This is a genomic window from Nocardia sp. NPDC049737 (assembly GCF_040674755.1).
Classification (GTDB): Bacteria; Actinomycetota; Actinomycetes; order Mycobacteriales; family Mycobacteriaceae; genus Nocardia.
Window position 1 is genome coordinate 95,681 of sequence record NZ_JBFANH010000029.1, and the last position, 17,140, is coordinate 112,820.

Genomic DNA, 17,140 nt, shown 5'->3' on the forward strand with positions numbered 1-17,140 from the left:
CTCGCTACTGATACTCGTCCAACGCCAATTCGGCATCAACCGATACCTTGAAGGTATTCATCTGAGGGTGACGATCTCGACCCAGTTGGGGTCGCGACCGACACCGAGTTGTTGGCGCGGGATGAGCGAGCCGGTCGCGGGATCGATGGCGTAGCTGGTGACGGCATCGGATTTCTGCCCCGCGACCACCAGGAACCGCCCGCTGGGATCGATGGCGAATCCGCGCGGCTGGGTCTCGGTGGGCGTGTGTCCGAGCGGATCGAGCAGCCCGGTCGCCGAGTCGATACGGAATCCGGTGATCGTGCTCGAAGTCCGTTCGGTCACATAGAGATAGCGGCCATCGGGTGTGCGGCGCAGCTCTGAAGTCCAGGGTGGCCCATCTGATTCGGGCGGCAGCACCGACGCTGAGGCGATCAGAGTGAGCGTGCCCGTATCGGATTCGAAGCGGTAACTGTTCACCGTACCGTCCAGCTCATTCGCCACATAGGCGAAGGAGCCGGACGGATGGAATACGAGGTGGCGCGGACCAGCGCCAGGTGCGGCCTCGACCCGCGGCGGCTCATTCGGTGTGAGCCGGCCGGTTCGGGCATCGAAGCGGTACTGCAGAATCACATCACCGCCGAGTGATGCCGCGAACAGATACCGGTTCGACGGATCGGTCAGTATCGAATGCGCATGCCGCGGTGTCGATTCCACCGTGACCGGCGGTCCGACGCTGCCATCGGATGCGATCGGATTGACCGCGATCTTGTCGCCCGAATACGAAGCGCTCAGCAGATAACGCCCGCTTCGATCCGTCGCGAGATAGGCCATATTGTCCGGCAACGGCGCGGTCGATAGCGGTGTCAACCGCCCCGTCGCCGGATCTGTGGCGAATACCGCCACCGCGAAGGGGGCCGAGCGCAGCGATGCGTAGAGGTACCGGTGGTCCGGACTCATCGCCATGGGCATCACCGCGCCGTCCACCGGCCACGACTCGACGAGCGTCAGCGCACCGTCGTCGTCGAGTCGCAGCACCGAGATTTCGCGACTGTCGGCATTCGAGACATAGACCACGCTCATGCGGATTTTCGGCTGACCCGGGCTCGCAGTTCCAACTCGATTTGTTCCAGACTGCGACCATTGGTCTCCGGCACGAACCGCTGTACCAGCAGGAACATCACCACGCTGACCGCGGCGAAGATCCAGGCCGAATAGCCGAGTCCGAGGTGATCGTTCATCACCGGGAACAGGAACGTGATGGCGAAGGTCGAACTCCACAGCACGACACTGCCGACGCCCATGCCGACACCGCGCACCCGCAGCGGGAAGATCTCCGCCATCATCACCCACACCACCGCGCCCCAACCCAATTCGTAACCCGCGAGATAGACATTGAGCAGAATCAGCGTGGTGAGGCCGGTAATGGTGTGATTGTGCACACCGAGCACGATGGCGCCGAGCAGGAACAGGGACGAGGCCATACACACATTGCCGAGCAGCAGCAAAGGCTTTCGGCCCCAACGGTCTACCACGAAGATCACCCAGGCCGTGAATGCCACCTTGATCGCACCCAGCACAATGGAAGCCAGCAGTGAGGTCGAATTCCCGAAGCCGAGATCTTTGAACATGGTCGGCGCGTACACATTCACGGCATTGACGCCCGAGAACTGTTGTCCGACAGCCAGAATAAGCGCCACGACCAAGGCGGGCCGCGCCCACGGTGCCAACAGATCGCGCAGCCGCCCCTTCTGCTGCTCATCCAATCGAATGACCGAACGGATACTGTTTATCTCGGATTCGATCTCATCGGCCCGATGGGTTCCCGCCAGCACGGCCCGTGCTTCCTCCTCGCGCCCGGCATGGACCAGCCAGCGCGGCGTCTCCGGCAGCACCGACATACCCGCCAACAGCGCCGCAGCGGGAATCACCGCGACCGCGAACATCATGCGCCAGTTACCGCTGCCGGACAGCGCCCAGTCCACGATGTAGGCGATCAGGATGCCCGAGACGATCATCAGCTGATTCAACGTCGACAATGCGCCGCGGGCCCTGGTCGGGGCCAGTTCCGACAGGTAGGTGGGTACGGTCGCCGACGAACACCCCACCGCGATACCGGTAATGAAGCGGGCAATCACCAGGACCGTCACATTGGGTGCGAGCGCACAGCCGAGCGCCCCGACCGAGAAGACCGCTGCGGCCAGCATGATGGTTCGCCGCCTGCCCAGCCGATCGGTGATCCGTCCGGCGATGGCCGCGCCGATCACGGCACCGGCGGCCAAGCAGCCGCCGATCACGCCCTGTGTCACCGAGGACAGGTGCCATGACTTCTTGATGAACAACAGCACACCGGAGATGACCCCGAGGTCGTAACCGAAGAGAATGCCGCCGAGAGCGCCGAAGAAATAGAGAAATTTGACGTTGGACGCGAGCGCCGATTTCGGCGCGGCCGTTGTATTGAATTGCATTGTGCGGTACTTCTTTCGCGGTGGAGCAAAGTGTCATCAGCGTCACATGCTGATGGCGCGAAGTTCGGAGAAAGACGATTCCGTCTGTGTATCGGGTGATGCGTTTTCGGTGGAGGTCAGAGCGGATTCGGTTTGCCGAGTGGGGTTTCCACGAAGGGGCCGCCGATAAGCCACGGACCGGGATCGTTGACAGTGGGAATATCGGCGGCGAACTGTTCGGCGTCGTCCTGGCTGCGGTAGCCGAGTTCTTCGGCCTCGCGCAGTGATACGACGGCACGGGTATTGGCGGAGACGCCCCAGATCACCCGATAGCCTGGTCGCTCGGCAGCCAAGCAGGCCTCGAACAATTGTGCACAATCGTTGGGGGACAACCACATCGACAGTCCGCGCGCATCATGTGGACGTTCGAAACACGAGCCGATCCGGATGCAGATCACGTCCATGCCGAAGCGGGAGTGATAGAGACTGCCGAGCGCCTCGACGGCGACTTTGCTGACACCGTAATAGGTATCGGGTCGGGGCGAGGCATCGCCGGGAATCGGTTCGTCGCCCACGGCGCGGAATCCCACGGCATGGTTACTCGAAGCGAGCACGACCCGCGGCACACCGGCCTGCCGCGCCGCCTCCAGAACCTTATGCGTGCCGTCGATATTGACGGCGAGAACGTTGTCCCAGCTGTCTTCGCGACTGATTCCGCCGAGATGGATGATCGCATCCACGTCTCGGCAGGCCGCTGCGATGGTGGCCGGATCGGCAAGCGATCCGGTGACGAGCTCGACCCGCTCGCCTGCGGTCGGCGCGGGGAGTTCGGTCAGATCCAGTAGCCGCAGAACGCGATCGGGACGCCGTAGGCGGGGCCGCATGAGCGTGCCGATTCCGCCGCCGGCGCCGGTTATCAGAATTCGGTGATCAGTCATGGGGCATCGGTCTCGCTCATATAGCGGAAAATGCCGACAGAACTGCGGTCCGCGCACATTGGTTTCCTCCTGTGTGCCGGGTGGAAGTGTGGGGTAGGTCACTTCCACCCGAACGTGTCAGAAGGGTATGGCCCCGTACTGATGCCTGTCCAAGACCATTTCTGTATCGACCGATGCCGTTGCGGCATCGGTCGATCGTCTACTTCGCCAGCGAGACGTCCCCGTCGCGCTGCAACTTGGAATGCATCCGCGAGTACCCGAAGTACACGGCCAGCCCGATAACCAGCCACACCAGGAAGCGCACCCAGGTCTCCCACGGCAACGACCAGATCAGGTAGATCGAGAAGCCGATACCGACCAGTGGCACCACCGGCATGAGCGGCAATTTGAATGCGCGCGGCTCATCGGGCCGGGTCCGACGAAGCACCATTACCGCGACCGAGACCACGATGAAGGCCATCAGAATGCCGATATTCGTCAGCTCGGCTACCACGGTGATATCGAGCAGACCGGCCATGGTCGCGGATCCGATGCCGACGATCCAGGTCACCCGGGTCGGCACCTTGCGCACCGGATGCGTCTTGGCGAACCACTCCGGCAGCAGCCCGTCGCGGCTCATCGCGAACCACACCCGGGTCACGCCGAGCATGAAGGTGAGTACCACCGTGATGATGCCGACGATCGCGCCGATCGCGATGATATTCGCGACGCCCGGCATGCCGACCGATTCGAACGCGGTGGAGAAACCGCTGGTCGGGCTGATCTCGGTGTACTTCTGCATCCCGGTCAGCACCAGCGTGGCCAGCACATACAGCACCATCGCGATGGCCAGCGAGTAGATGATGGCCTTGGGCAGATGCTTCTTGCCGTCGATGGATTCCTCGGCGGCGGTGCTCATCGCGTCATAGCCGAAGACGGCGAAGAAGACCGTTGCCGCACCGGTCCATACCGCGCCGGCACCGAACGGGAAGTACGGGGTGTAGTTGGAGCTGTCGATGTGGAAGACGCCGAGCACGATGATCAGCACGACCAAGGCGACCTTGATGCCGACGGCGACCGTCTCGAAGCGACCGACGCTCTTGATGCCGCGCGAGAGCAACCACGCGGTGCCCAAACAGAACAGCACCGCGAAGACGTCGATCACGTGCCCCTCTCCGGTGCCGTGCGCGCCCATCATCCAATCGGGCAGCGTGATATCGACTTGTCCCAGTAGGAATTTGAAGTATCCGGAGACGCCGATCGCGACCACCGCCGCCACCGCGATGTATTCCAGCAGCAGATCCCAGCCGATGAACCAGCCCGCGATTTCGCCGAGGGAGACATAGCCGTAGGTGTAGGCGGATCCGGCCTTCGGCACCATCCCGGCGAATTCCGCGTAGCACAGCGCCGCGCAGGCGCTGGCGACACCGGCGATCAGGAACGAGATGAGCACCGCCGGGCCCGTGACGGAATGCGCGACCGAACCGGCCAGCGCGAAAATGCCCGCGCCGATGATGCCGCCGACGCCGATCGCCGTGAGCTGCCACAGTCCGAGTGACCGCTTCAGTTGCTCGTCCGTGGGCCCGGTCTCCTCCTCGATCTGCTCGAGGGGTTTACGGCGCAACATCTGGCTGCGCAACTCCGCGAGGGACATTGGTCTTCCTTTCATCCTCTGCGCTACCCGACATGCAGTAACGCAGATCACATTCTGAGCAGCACTCAGCTAATCGGACCATAAACGCGCTGTGATCGTTGAGTTGGATAAATAAACCTCGGCGGCCTTGTCCGACTGCACAGACAAGACCGCCGAGCACGGGATCAGCGCTGGCTGCCCGGTCGCAGTGAGCGCAGGAAGAACGCCACATTGGCCGGGCGTTCGGCGAGACGGCGCATGAAGTAGCCGTACCACTGATCGCCATAGGGCACATAGACCCGCACATGCCGGTCTTCGCCGACGAGTCGGCGCTGTTCGGCGTCGCGGATGCCGTAGAGCATCTGGAATTCGAAATCGTCGCAGCTGCGCCGGGTTGCGGTGGCGAACACTCCGGCCGCCTCGATGAGTGCCGGATCGTGGGTCGCGACCATCGGATAGCCGTCACCGTTCATCAGCACCCGCAGACAGTCCAGATAGGACTGGTCGACATCGGCCCGGCTCTGATATGCCACCGACGCCGGTTCGCGATATGCGCCCTTGCACAGGCGAATTCGCGAGCCCGGACCGGAGAAGTCCCGGCAGTCGGCCTCGGTGCGCCGCAGATAGGCCTGCAGAACCGTACCGAGCGACGGGAAGTCGGCACGCAACTCCCGCACGATCGACAGCGTCGAATCGGTGGTGGTGTGATCCTCGGCGTCGATGGTGACCAAAACACCCGCATCCGCTGCGGCGGTGCAGATCTGGTGCGCGTGCTCGCGGGCGATCGCGTGGCCGTCCGCCGGCAGGGATTGGCCGAGCGCCGAAAGCTTGAGCGAAACCTCCAGCGGCCCAGGGCTTCCAGCCTCACGCAGCAAACTGAGCAACGACAGCAGTGACAGATAGTGCGTCACCGTATTGCGCGCCTGTTCGATATCGGTAGTGTCCTCGCCGAGGTAATCGACGGTGATATACCGACCCGATCTCAGCAGATTCTCCACGGCCGCAACAGCATTCGGCTCGGATTCACCAGCGACGAAGCGGTCGACCAGCTTCTTGGTGGTCGACATGCGGGTGACGGTGCGCTCCATGCGCGGCGAGCGCGAGGCGGCCAGCATGGCTGGGCGAAGCAGACCGGAAATGGCCATCAGATCTCCTCGGGTGCCTGGTGCGGATAGGTATGCTCGGTCGGCGGGACGAAGGTTTCCTTGATGGTGCGGGCAGAGGTCCAGCGCAACAGGTTCTGGGGCGAGCCGGCCTTGTCATTGGTGCCCGACGCGCGGGATCCGCCGAAGGGCTGCTGACCGACGACCGCGCCGGTGGGCTTGTCGTTGATGTAGAAGTTGCCGGCGGTGAAGCGCAGGCTTTCGGTCGCCTTGGCCACGGCAGTGCGGTCGTCGGCGATGATCGCGCCGGTCAGGCCGTAGGCCGAACCGCCGTCGACCAGGTCGAGCGCCGCCTCGAAGGATCCGGCGACCGAATCGTCGTAGACGTGGACCGCGAGAATCGGGCCGAAGTATTCGGTGCTGAATGCCTCGTCGGTGGGGTCGTCGCCGAGCAGGATGGTCGGGTCGACGAAATATCCGACGCTGTCGTCGGCATGTCCGCCCACCGCGATGGTCAGACCCGAGGTGGCCTTGGCGCGGGCGATGGCATCGGCATTGCGGTCGAAGGCGCGCTGATCGATGACCGCGCCGCCGAAATGCGCGAAATCGGTGACATCGCCGTAGGTCAGCGCGTCGACCTTGTCGATGAGATCGCGACCCATCTTGGCCCACACCGACTTCGGGATGAAGGCACGCGAGGCGGCAGAGCACTTCTGGCCCTGATAGTCGAATGCGCCGCGGATCAGCGCGGTGGTCAGCACATCCGGATCCGCCGAGCTGTGTGCCAGCACGAAATCCTTGCCGCCGGTCTCACCGACCAGGCGCGGATAGGTGTTGTAGTCGGCGATATTCATCGCGACCGAACGCCACAGATGCTGGAAGGTCGCGGTCGAACCGGTGAAGTGGATGCCCGCCAGCCGCCGATCGGTCAACGCGACATCGGAGATCTTCGGGCCCGCGCCGTGCACCATATTGATGACACCGGGCGGCAGACCCGCGGCCTCGAGCAGTTTCATCGTCCAATACGCGGCCACCGCCTGGGTGGGCGATGGCTTCCACAGGACCGTATTGCCCATCAGGGCGGGTGCGGTCGGTAGATTGCCCGCGATCGCGGTGAAGTTGAACGGGGTGATCGCGTAGACGAAGCCCTCGAGCGGGCGGTATTCGATCTTGTTCCACACACCCGGGGTGGAGATCGGCTGGTCGGCCAGGATCTGCCGGGCGAAATGCACATTGAAGCGCCAGAAGTCGACCAGTTCGCACGGTGCGTCGATCTCGGCCTGGTAAGCGGTCTTGGACTGCCCCAACATGGTTGCGGCGGCGATGGTTTCGCGCCACGGGCCGGACAGCAGATCTGCGGCCCGCAGGAAGATCGCGGCGCGATCCTCGAAGGACAGCGCCCGCCAGCTGGGTGCGGCGGCGCAGGCGCCGGCGATCGCATCCTCGACGTCGCCGGCCTCGGCGGTGGTGAGGGTGCCGAGTACGGCGGCGTGATTGTGCGGCTGCACGACGTCGATGCTCTTACCCGAGCCGCGCCGGTGTTCGCCGCCGATGACGTGGTGGATCTCGGTCGGCGTCGCGGCCAGTTCGGTCAGTTTCGCCCGCAGTCGTGCGCGTTCGGCGCTGCCCGGTGCGAAGGTGCCGACCGGCTCATTGGCCGGGCGTGGCGTGGACACGATGGCGTCCATGAGTCCTCCTGTGTTGTTTCGAGCGACCTGCAAGCAATCGCTAGCGGCGCTGGAATATGACGGTGAGCCGAAGTCAACACGGCAAAACAGCCCGCAGAATCGGACAAGCGGACAAAGATGGGATGACCGGATTGGCGAGTCGTATGAAAGTGGGCAGTGGTCGTGGCTAGCGAGGGCGAGTTGGTGGCCGCGGACCTGGATCTGTTCGGATTGGCGCAGATGGTTGCCCAGAATGCGGGCGGGATGGTGTCCATCGAGGACCCGCAATCGCATGTGCTCGCATATTCGGCCTCGGATCAGGCGGCCGACCAGCTGCGGGTGCTGTCGATCCTCGGCCGGGAGGGGCCGCGCGACTATCTGCAGGTACTGCGCAAGTGGGGTGTGTTCGATCGGCTGCGCGGAACCGACGATGTCATCGATATACCGGCGCACGAAGAGCTGGATATCAAGCGCCGTCTGGTGGTGAGCATTCGCGAACATGCCGAGGGGAGTGCGCCGCGGGTGCTCGGCTCGATCTGGCTGCAGCAGGGCGACCGGCCGTTCAAACCGGATGCCGCGCAGATACTGCGCGGCGCCTCGGCCATTGCCGCCCGGCTGATTTCGCGCAGCCTGGACGCGCCCTCCGCCGAGGCGCTGCTGATTCAACGACTATTCGGGACCGGTGGTGGGACCGCCGACGTGCCCGCCGTGGCGAGTGCGTTGAATCTGCCGCTGACCGGTCCGGCCGCGGTGGTCGGCTTCGCGGCCGCTCCCGGTGTGAAGTCACCCGCCGCCTTCGGCAATATGCTTCGCTTGCGCGCCAGCTCATTTCGCGGTGATTCGGTGACCACCATCCTCGGCGATCGGGTGTATGTGCTATTGCCGCAATACCGATCCGCGCATGCCGTGACCGCGTGGACCCGTCAGCTGGTCGAACAGCTCGAAGCGAAACTCGAATTGCGCGCCGCCATCGCCTGTCCCATACCTGATCTGGCGCATGTCGCGGACGCGCGCTCCGAGGTGGACCGGGTCCTCGACAGCACCGCCGCGACCTATCCGCGCGGTCGGGTGACCACGCTGGCCGAATCGCGCACCGCGGTGCTGCTCGGCGAAATCCTCGATCTCGTCGGCGCACGGTCGGAACTGCACGATCCACGCCTGCGCAAGCTGCTGGACTACGACCGCAAGCACTCCGCGAATCTGTGCGAGAGCGTCGAGACCTACCTGCGCGAACACGGCGATGTGCGCAATGCCGCGACAGCACTACAGGTGCACCCGAACACCCTGCGCTACCGGATCCGCCGGGTCGAGGACATTGTCGGGATGGACCTCACCGATCCCGCCGATCGCCTGCTGCTCGAACTCCAACTCGCCCTGCATCGCCGATCGCCGGAATAGGCGAGCGCACCAGCGATGATTATTCCGGCTCCCGTCCGTCTGATCTGGTGACACGGCATCAATAACCGACCAAGGAGATACCGATGCGGAAAATCACCGCCGGACTGTTCATCGCACTCGACGGCGTTGTCGAGAACCCCCAGGATTGGCATTTCCCGTACTTCAACGACGAGATGGCCACGGCCGTCGACAGCCAGCTCGGCGCGGCCGATACGCTGCTGTTGGGCCGCAAGACCTACGAGGGTTTCGCCGGGGCGTGGCCGGAGCGGGAGGCTGCGGGCGATGTCGATGCCGAAATGGCCAAGAAGCTCGGCGACGCACGCAAGATCGTGGTCACGCATCAGGATCTTACCTTCACCTGGCGCAACTCCGAGGTGCTGAAGGGTGATCTGGTTGAGGCCGTCACGGCGCTGAAGAACGAGCCCGGCGAAGCACCCATCGGCATCAGCGGATCGGTATCCATTGTCCGCCAACTGCTCGAGGTCGGGCTTTTGGACGAACTGCACCTGCTGGTGCACCCGATCGCGGTGCGCAAGGGCCTGCGATTGTTCAAGGAGACCGACTCCGCGCTTGCGCTGCAACTGCTTTCGTCCGACACCTTCAAAACCGGTGTCATACATCTGGTTTACGCGAAGGCGCCGGCGGCCGGCACCGAGGGATACGAATACGCGAAACAGTTCCTGCCCCAAGAGGATTGAGGATTTTCGTGGCACATGGTTTCGCAACCATGTGCCACTCGTGCAGCTACGATCGCGGAGCCATCGGCTTCGATTCGATCATTGCGCGTCGAGGACCTTACGCGCGCGGCTGTAATTCTCGGTGCGCTCTGCGCTCCCGTTGCTTCCGCCATTGATCGAATGTGTGATCGCGTCGATGTCTGATTTATCTGCGTCGTCGTTCAAATCCTTGGAGTCCCAGTACCATCCCGCAGTAGCGAAGGCGTACCTCGGGTCTTCGGCGCGGTCGGGGTTTCCGACGAAATCGACCTCGAGGGCATCGCTTGCCTTGCGGTAGTTGGTGCGCCCGGTCAGTTGCAGAGCGCCTCGACCGTGAAAGTCTGCTCCGTCACTGGGCCGCTGGTTTCCGAGGTCCTTGCGTGCCCCGTAGTTCCGCTCGAAGTAGGCCTTGTCGCCGTACTCTTCGAGGGTTTTCAGATCGTCGGTCTCCACTCCAACCTGTGCAAGGAAAGCGGCCGCACGCTTGGGCGTATCGATCCCGTAGTCACGCATCGCCTGGTCGAGGTAAGGGAGATACTTCTCCAGTTTGCTCTTCGGGGTGTCGGGGAAGATTGCTGCGAGTTGTTCCAAGGTCACCGGACTCATCTGCCCGGCCCGCTCGGAGTTCGTTCCGAGGAGGTCGCGGAAGTCGTTCTCCACATGCAGGACCTTCGTGACGATGACGGTCAACAGCGCCTTTTCATCACTCGCTGTCAACTTGCCCATTACCGCGAAGACAGCCAACGAAGCCGCCTGCAGGATCAACCCCAGCGATTGCGCTTCGTCTCGGATCTCCTTGGCCATCTGCGCGTTATCGCCGGCGACATCCCCGACTTTGCCCGAGAGCTTGGTATCGCGCTCTTTCAAACCGGCGGTCAGCTCTGTCAGTTCGGCCGATTTCGTATTGTAATGCGCGGTGACCACGGATTTATTGGCCACATCGTAGAGGTTCGCCGCATCGAGCAGGGCTGTCAGATCAGGGATATCGGAGGGGTTTCCGGTGCCGAGTTGGTCGACCATCAATCGAAATGCCGTCCGAGCGAGATCGACCGCGTGTTGCATGGCCTGCGAAGAGCCGGGCGGTGCCGCCAGCTTGTCGATCTCCTCGCGCGCCTGTGTTACTACCGGCGATACGGTCTGCCTCGGCGGCGCGAGCGGTCCATATCTGGCACTCCACCAGGGCTCGAGGTCGATCGGGTCGTACGGGGAGCCGCCCATTCTCGGCATTCTCTCACAACGAGTTCGGCGTTTTCGGGCCTCGACTCCCCAGCGATGGGCCTAGGTGTTATTCCGTCAGCATCTGCTCGGTGCGAGGGATCGTCAGTGACCAAGCCGTTTCGGTGGGTGTGGGTGTGGTGACCGTCAGGGTCGCGCCGTAGCCGACAAGGGTTTGCGACAATGGTTCGGACTCGGGCTCCGAACCTGCGAGATCAGTTGGTGCCCACGTGATTTCGTGTATGACGATGGCAAGTTGGCGGTCATCGAGGGTGACGTTGACCCGGATATCCTCGGCGACTGCCCGCTGACGCACTGTGCCGAGTACCCGTGCTACGGCACCGAGCGCTGCGGATTCGGGAGCGGGATCGAGATCGTTGACCGGTCCTTCGAAGCAGATTTGGGACTGTGCGTCGAGTGCCTCGGCCGCCTCGCTGGTGAGTTCCATGATCTGCGTTCGGAACGGGGTCGCGTTCTCGACATCCGCGGCGAGTCCGGTGACGGTATGGCGGATGTGATGGATGACGGCGTCGAGTTCTCGGACCGCGCCGTCGATGCGGGCGGCGATGGCCGGCACGCGGGCCAACGGACGGACCCCGCTCAGTCGCATCCCGATGCCGAACAGTTGATCGATCACCGTGCGATGCAGTTCGTGGGCGATGCGGTCGCGTTCGTTGATGACCCGCAAGGCTCGCAGTCGTGTCTCGGCCAGCCGGAGGTTCACCAGATGGTCCACCCGTGCTTGGAGTTCGTCGAGCTCGAACGGCTTCCGCAGGTAGTCGTTGGCACCGCCACGCAGCAGATCCAGTCGCGACTGCTCGTCCGCGCGTGCGCTGACGATGAGTACCGGAGTGTTCCGCAGCTCGTGGTCGTTGCGTAGCTCGCGCAGAAGTTCGTCGCCGCTCATGCCCGGCATCATGATGTCGCACAGGATCAGATCCGGCCGGTGTGCTCGGGCCAGCCGCAGTCCCGTGCCGCCGTTGTCGGCGGTGATGACCCGATAGGACTCCGATAGCGCTTCCCGAATCAAGGCGTTGAGGTCGGCATTGTCCTCGACGACAATGACCGACGGCTTCGGTTCCGACTCATCCGATCCGGTATCCACCAGGGTGGTGCGGTCGCCGCTTTCGGGCGTCAGCTCCGCGATGATCGCGTCGGCGGCGCTACTTGTCCGAATCGGTGTCGGCTCGGTGGCCGACCGGCGGACCGGAGTGCCGGGCGGGGCGGCTCGCGGTAGTTCGATAATGATCATCGCGCCGCCCTCCGGTGCGTCGCTGATGGTGATGTCACCGCGGTGCAGGCGCACCAGATCATGGACGATGCTCAGACCCAAACCGGTGCCGCCCACCGACCGGGTCGCCCCACCATCGACCTGACGGAACCGCTCGAAGACGGCGGTGCGATGCGACGCCGGTATGCCCGGGCCGCTGTCGGCGATCTCGATGACGACATCGTCCTCGGCAGGGCGCACGGTGCAGCGGATAACGCCTCCTTCGGTGACGAACTTGAAGGCGTTGGACAGCAGGTTCAGCAGGATGCGCTGCAGGTGTTCGGGATCGAGTGCGGCGGGAACGGGCTGCGGCGCGTCGACGGCCAGGCGGATGCCGCGGTCGACAGCCATGGACTCGAAGAAGGCCGAGCCGAGCCGCACTTGCTCGGTGACATCGATCCAGGCGTAATCGGGTCGTATCGCGTCCGTCTCCAGCTTCGAGGCGTCGAGCAGATCGTCGATCTGACGCCGCAGTATGCGCGCATTGCGCAGGATCAGCTCGAGGTCATCGCGGTCGGCGGGCGCGCACCGGTCGAGCGACTTTTGTGTCTGCGCCAAGATCAACATGAGTGGGGTTCGCAGCTCGTGGCTGATATTGGCGACGAACTGGCTCTTCAGTTCGTCCAGTTCCTTCGCGCGAGCGTACAACTGAGCGAGCTCGGCATTGGCCTCCTTGAGCTGTCGGCTGGTTTCGGCGACCTCACGGGCTCGGGCGAACACCTCCTGTTCCATTTCCTGCCTCGAAGCCCGCAACGCGGCCGTTTCGTGTTGTTTGGCCGCGTCGGATGCTTCGAGCTGGATGAAATCGGTGACATCCTCGACGCGGTGTATGACATAGCGCAGCTCGCCGTTGGTACCGAGAACCGGGGAGTTGGTCGGGCTCCAGAATCGCTGTAAGAAGGCGCCGTCGGGCCTGCGGATGTCGTAGCGTTGTATCGGCATCGCATCGGTGACTTGGTCATGCAGCACCCGTTCCAGCGAAACCCGCAGGTTACGGACTCCTTCTGCCGTCGGATCGTCTGGATTGTCCGGAAATACCTCGAAAATGCTCTTGCCGAGGATGTGCCGGCGTTCGGTCATCGTCGCGGCGGCATATGCGTCGGTCACCGCGACGATACACAGGTCGGGATCGAGCACCAGGTACAGACCTGGTGCGGACTCGAACACGGCGCGGAAATCGATTTCCACGGACACATGTCGACTCTATCCCCACCGTGCGACCACCGATATGGGCAGGTCAGGCCTGTACGGGCGCCTCGGACTCGCCGGTCCCGACGACCGTTCGCCTGGGTCCGGTGAACCAGTGTTTGGCTGATGCGAGCCACCAGATGCCGATCGCGCCCACCACGCCGGCCAGGGTGATCGGTGCGTAATTGACGGTGTTCCAAGTGAATTCGCTGTTCCAGGGGTAGCCGCGGTCATCGGTCGGCAGGATGAACAACAGGCTGATCAGCACGATCCAGATCAACGCGATGACGCCGACAGGTCGATACCAGGGACCGAGTTGCCAAGGGCCGGTGTGGAATCGGCTGCCGTGCAGTTGGCGCAACAGGATCGGGATGCCGTAGGCGATGTAGAGACCGATGGTGGCGACGGACGTGGCTGCCGCGTAGGCGGTCGGCGCGTTCTGCGCGGGAACCAGCATCGACGGGATCAGTAGGACGAACGAGAAGAACGAGATGAACAACACCGCGTGCACCGGCACCTTGCGGGCCGAAAGTCGCGACCAATAGGCCGATCCCGGCACCGCACCGTCACGGGAGAAGGCGAACAGCATGCGCGAGGCCGAGGTGACCGAGGCGTAGCCGCAGAACAGTTGCGCAATCGCGGCGATGATCAGCAAGAGACCGGACCAGAACGAATTCAGCGAGTTCTCCAGGATGTAGATCACCGGGTAGCCGCTGTTCTTCGTCGGATCCAGCGCATCGTCGAGATTCGGGATGGCGAAGGTCACTGCCATGATGAGCAGATATCCGGCAACAGCCGAGACGACAATGGTGTTGATGATGCCCTTGGCTGCCGTGCGCGCGGCATCGTGGGTTTCCTCCGACATATGCGCAGATGCGTCGTAGCCAGTGAATGTGTACTGCGCGTGCAGCAATCCGAGCAGGAAGCTGAACGCCACACCACCGAAGCCGACCGCGCTGTTGTCCACAGTTTCGGTGAAGACGAAGCCGACGCTCTGATGGTGGCTCGCGCCGAAACCGAGGACGACAACGAAGATCGCCACACCGCCGACATGCCACCAGGCCGAAATATTGTTGATCACCGCGGACAGATGCGGGCCGAGCGCATTGAGTACGGCGTGCAGGATCAGGATCGCGGTGAAGACCAAAAAGATTGCGGTGCGGTCGGTTCCGATATCGATGCCGATCACATTGAGCACCGCGGTGGTGAAGATGGCCGCGCCGTAGTCGATGGCGGCGGTCACCGCGATCTGGCCGATCAGGTTGAACCACCCGGTGAACCAGCCCCAGACCGGGCCGCCCAATTCGGACGCCCACCAGTAAAGACCGCCGGAAGTCGGGTAGGCCGAGGCCAATTCGGCCATTGCGAGGCCGACGAACAACACCATGACCGAGACCAGCGGCCAACCCCATGCCATGGTGATCGGGCCGCCGTTGGCCAGACCGATGCCATAACTGGCCAATCCGCCGGTGAGGATGGAGACGATGGTGAAGCTGATCGCGAAGTTGGAGAATCCGGACCAGGACCTGGCCAATTCCTGTTTGTAGCCGAGTTCGGCGAGGCGCCGTTCGTCATCGGATGGTGTGGTGGCTTCGGTCATGATCGCTCCCGGGTGAAAACGCCGCCCTCATACTGCGTTTGCCAGAAGCTAAGTGTGAAGTGAGTGCTGGTCAATCGCAGGGAAATATGGAAACCGGGCCGTAATCTCTCGGCAATCGCGCAATCCGTGGTAGGCAGAACGGATGCGACCGATGCGCTCCTCCTATGACGTGGTGGTGGTCGGTGGCGGTCACAATGGGCTGGTGGCCGCCGCATACCTGGCGCGAGCCGGGCGTTCGGTGCTGGTGCTGGAGCGCCGAGAGCACACCGGTGGGGCCGCGGTTTCGGACCGGGTGTTTGCGGGTGTCGACGCGCGGTTGTCACGGTATTCGTATCTGGTGAGTCTGCTGCCGCGCCAGATCGTCGAGGAGCTCGAGCTGCGGTTCGTGACGCGGCGTCGGCGGATCTCGTCGTATACGCCGGTCGGGGACGGCGGACTGCTGGTCGATACCGGCTCCGAGGCCAAGACCAGGGAGAGCTTCGTGCGGCTCACCGGATCGGATCGAGATTTCCGGGCGTGGCAGGAGTTCTACGGCGCAACCGGCCGGCTCGCGCAGCGGGTGTTTCCGACGCTGACGCGACCGTTGCCGACACGTTCGGAGCTCGAGCGGGTCGTCGATGATCCCGCTACCTGGGCGGCGCTGTTCGAGCGGCCGCTGGGGGAGACGGTCGAGTCGACCTTTGCCGACGACACCGTGCGCGGGGTTGTGCTCACCGATGCGCTCATCGGTACCTTCACCCATGCGCACGATCCTGAACTGCGGCAGAACCGGTGCTTCCTCTACCATGTGATCGGTGGCGGCACCGGCGACTGGGATGTGCCGATCGGCGGTATGGGCGCGCTCACCGACGCACTCGCCGATGCCGCCCGTGCCGCCGGTGCGGAGCTGATCACCGGTTGTGCGGTGACCGAGGTCGAATCCGACAATTTCACAGCCGAAGTGCGCTATGAGGGCGGTGTGGTCGGCGCGCGGCATGTGCTCGCGAATGCCGCACCGCATGAGCTCACCCGGCTGCTCGGTATACCGGGGGAGCTGAAACCCGAAGGCTCCCAACTGAAAGTGAATATGGTACTGCGGCGGCTACCTCGCCTGCGCGATGCCTTCACAGATCCGCGCGAGGCATTCTCCGGGACATTCCATATCGCCGAATCGTATTCACAACTGGAGCAGGCATACCGCGAGGCGTCCGGTGGACGGTTCCCGTCGGCCGCGCCGTCGGAGATTTACTGTCACACCCTGACCGATCCCTCGATCCTGGCACCCGACTCCGATCTGCACACTCTCACGTTGTTCGGATTACACACTCCGGCAAGACTTTTCGAGACAGATCCAGAAGCAGCGAAGGCGATGGCCGTGAAAGCCGCACTCGCCCAATTGGATGCGGTGATCGCCGAACCGCTTGTCGACTGCCTCGCCCTCGACGAGGACGGTGCACCCTGTATCGAGGCCAAGTCACCGGTAGACCTGGAACGTGAGGTCGGCCTCCCCGGCGGGCACATATTCCACCGAGACCTGGCCTTCCCCTATCGCTGCGACGACACTGATACCCCGGCATCGCGCTGGGGTGTGGCCACGGACGTGCCCAACGTCTTCATTTGCGGTGCCGGCGCGATTCGCGGCGGCGGCGTCAGCGGTATCCCAGGCCACAATGCCGCCATGGCGGTTCTCGAAACGCGCTGACCACGAGTGGAGAGCCAATGTGGGAGGCATCACACTTTTAACTGTGTCATGCGTATTCCGCATTACTGTCTCGCGTGGGGTAGTCGAAGCTGGATGTGTCATGGCGGTTTTCGCTGGAGGATTTGCGTTTGCCCATGGTGGAATCCGATTGCGGCGTTCCGATTTCCTGTATGAGGTGCCATAGGCTGACATCAACGCCGATTTTGGTGTCAATGTGATGTGGATCACATCATGATCAACTCCCGCATGACCTTGCGGCAATTGGCGGGCAAATAGTAACAATTTGATCACACACCAATGCCTTGCTGCGGCTTTAATGGGCTTGC

At 63.3% G+C, this 17,140-nt stretch carries 11 protein-coding genes and 1 pseudogene; 3 read left to right on the forward strand and 9 right to left on the reverse strand.

Annotation, left to right across the window (positions count from 1 at the left end; genetic code table 11):
- Positions 1-57: 57 nt before the first annotated feature.
- From AB0J47_RS32540 to pruA, 6 genes are all read right to left on the reverse strand, one after another.
- A complete protein-coding gene (locus tag AB0J47_RS32540) occupies positions 58-1,062 on the reverse strand; it encodes a beta-propeller fold lactonase family protein (RefSeq protein ID WP_364354888.1) in 1,005 nt (334 codons plus the stop codon).
- Positions 1,059-2,447 carry a sugar porter family MFS transporter gene (locus tag AB0J47_RS32545; protein ID WP_364354891.1) on the reverse strand — a complete coding sequence of 463 codons (1,389 nt, stop codon included), beginning with the start codon at positions 2,445-2,447 and terminating at the stop codon, positions 1,059-1,061. Before AB0J47_RS32545 ends, AB0J47_RS32540 begins: the two co-directional genes overlap by 4 nt.
- Before the next feature lie 116 nt (positions 2,448-2,563).
- Entirely contained in the window at positions 2,564-3,364 is an 801-nt protein-coding gene (locus tag AB0J47_RS32550) for an NAD(P)-dependent oxidoreductase (RefSeq protein ID WP_364354895.1), read from the reverse strand.
- A 199-nt stretch (positions 3,365-3,563) separates the two neighbouring features.
- A complete protein-coding gene (locus AB0J47_RS32555; RefSeq protein WP_364354898.1) occupies positions 3,564-4,997 on the reverse strand; it encodes an amino acid permease in 1,434 nt (477 codons plus the stop codon).
- Between the two features lie 164 nt (positions 4,998-5,161).
- Positions 5,162-6,121: a proline dehydrogenase family protein gene (locus AB0J47_RS32560; RefSeq protein ID WP_364354901.1), complete on the reverse strand. Its 960-nt coding sequence runs from the start codon at positions 6,119-6,121 to the stop codon at positions 5,162-5,164.
- A complete protein-coding gene (gene pruA, locus AB0J47_RS32565) occupies positions 6,121-7,767 on the reverse strand; it encodes an L-glutamate gamma-semialdehyde dehydrogenase (RefSeq protein WP_364354904.1) in 1,647 nt (548 codons plus the stop codon). Before pruA ends, AB0J47_RS32560 begins: the two co-directional genes overlap by 1 nt.
- A 168-nt stretch (positions 7,768-7,935) precedes the next feature.
- Between pruA and AB0J47_RS32570 the strand changes: the two are divergent.
- Both AB0J47_RS32570 and AB0J47_RS32575 read left to right on the forward strand, forming a co-directional pair.
- Positions 7,936-9,144, forward strand: a pseudogene (locus AB0J47_RS32570) (helix-turn-helix domain-containing protein); the annotation flags it as partial.
- Positions 9,145-9,227: 83 nt separating this feature from the next.
- A complete protein-coding gene (locus AB0J47_RS32575) occupies positions 9,228-9,842 on the forward strand; it encodes a dihydrofolate reductase family protein (RefSeq protein ID WP_364354907.1) in 615 nt (204 codons plus the stop codon).
- 78 nt (positions 9,843-9,920) lie between these two features.
- Here the strand turns inward: AB0J47_RS32575 and AB0J47_RS32580 are convergent, their stop codons facing one another.
- The 3 genes from AB0J47_RS32580 to AB0J47_RS32590 form a co-directional block, all read right to left on the reverse strand.
- Positions 9,921-10,880, reverse strand: coding sequence for a glycoside hydrolase family 19 protein (locus AB0J47_RS32580; RefSeq protein WP_364354910.1), 960 nt, complete (start codon positions 10,878-10,880; stop codon positions 9,921-9,923).
- A 265-nt stretch (positions 10,881-11,145) separates the two neighbouring features.
- Positions 11,146-13,539 (reverse strand): ATP-binding protein, encoded by a 2,394-nt coding sequence (locus AB0J47_RS32585; protein WP_364354913.1) that lies wholly within the window; start codon positions 13,537-13,539, stop codon positions 11,146-11,148.
- Between the two features lie 43 nt (positions 13,540-13,582).
- Positions 13,583-15,133, reverse strand: a complete 1,551-nt coding sequence (locus AB0J47_RS32590) for an amino acid permease (RefSeq protein WP_364354916.1) — start codon at positions 15,131-15,133, stop codon at positions 13,583-13,585.
- Between the two features lie 142 nt (positions 15,134-15,275).
- On the opposite strand from AB0J47_RS32590, the gene AB0J47_RS32595 reads away from it, so the two are divergent.
- Positions 15,276-16,814, forward strand: coding sequence for an NAD(P)/FAD-dependent oxidoreductase (locus AB0J47_RS32595; RefSeq protein WP_364354919.1), 1,539 nt, complete (start codon positions 15,276-15,278; stop codon positions 16,812-16,814).
- The last annotated feature ends 326 nt before the right edge of the window (positions 16,815-17,140 follow it).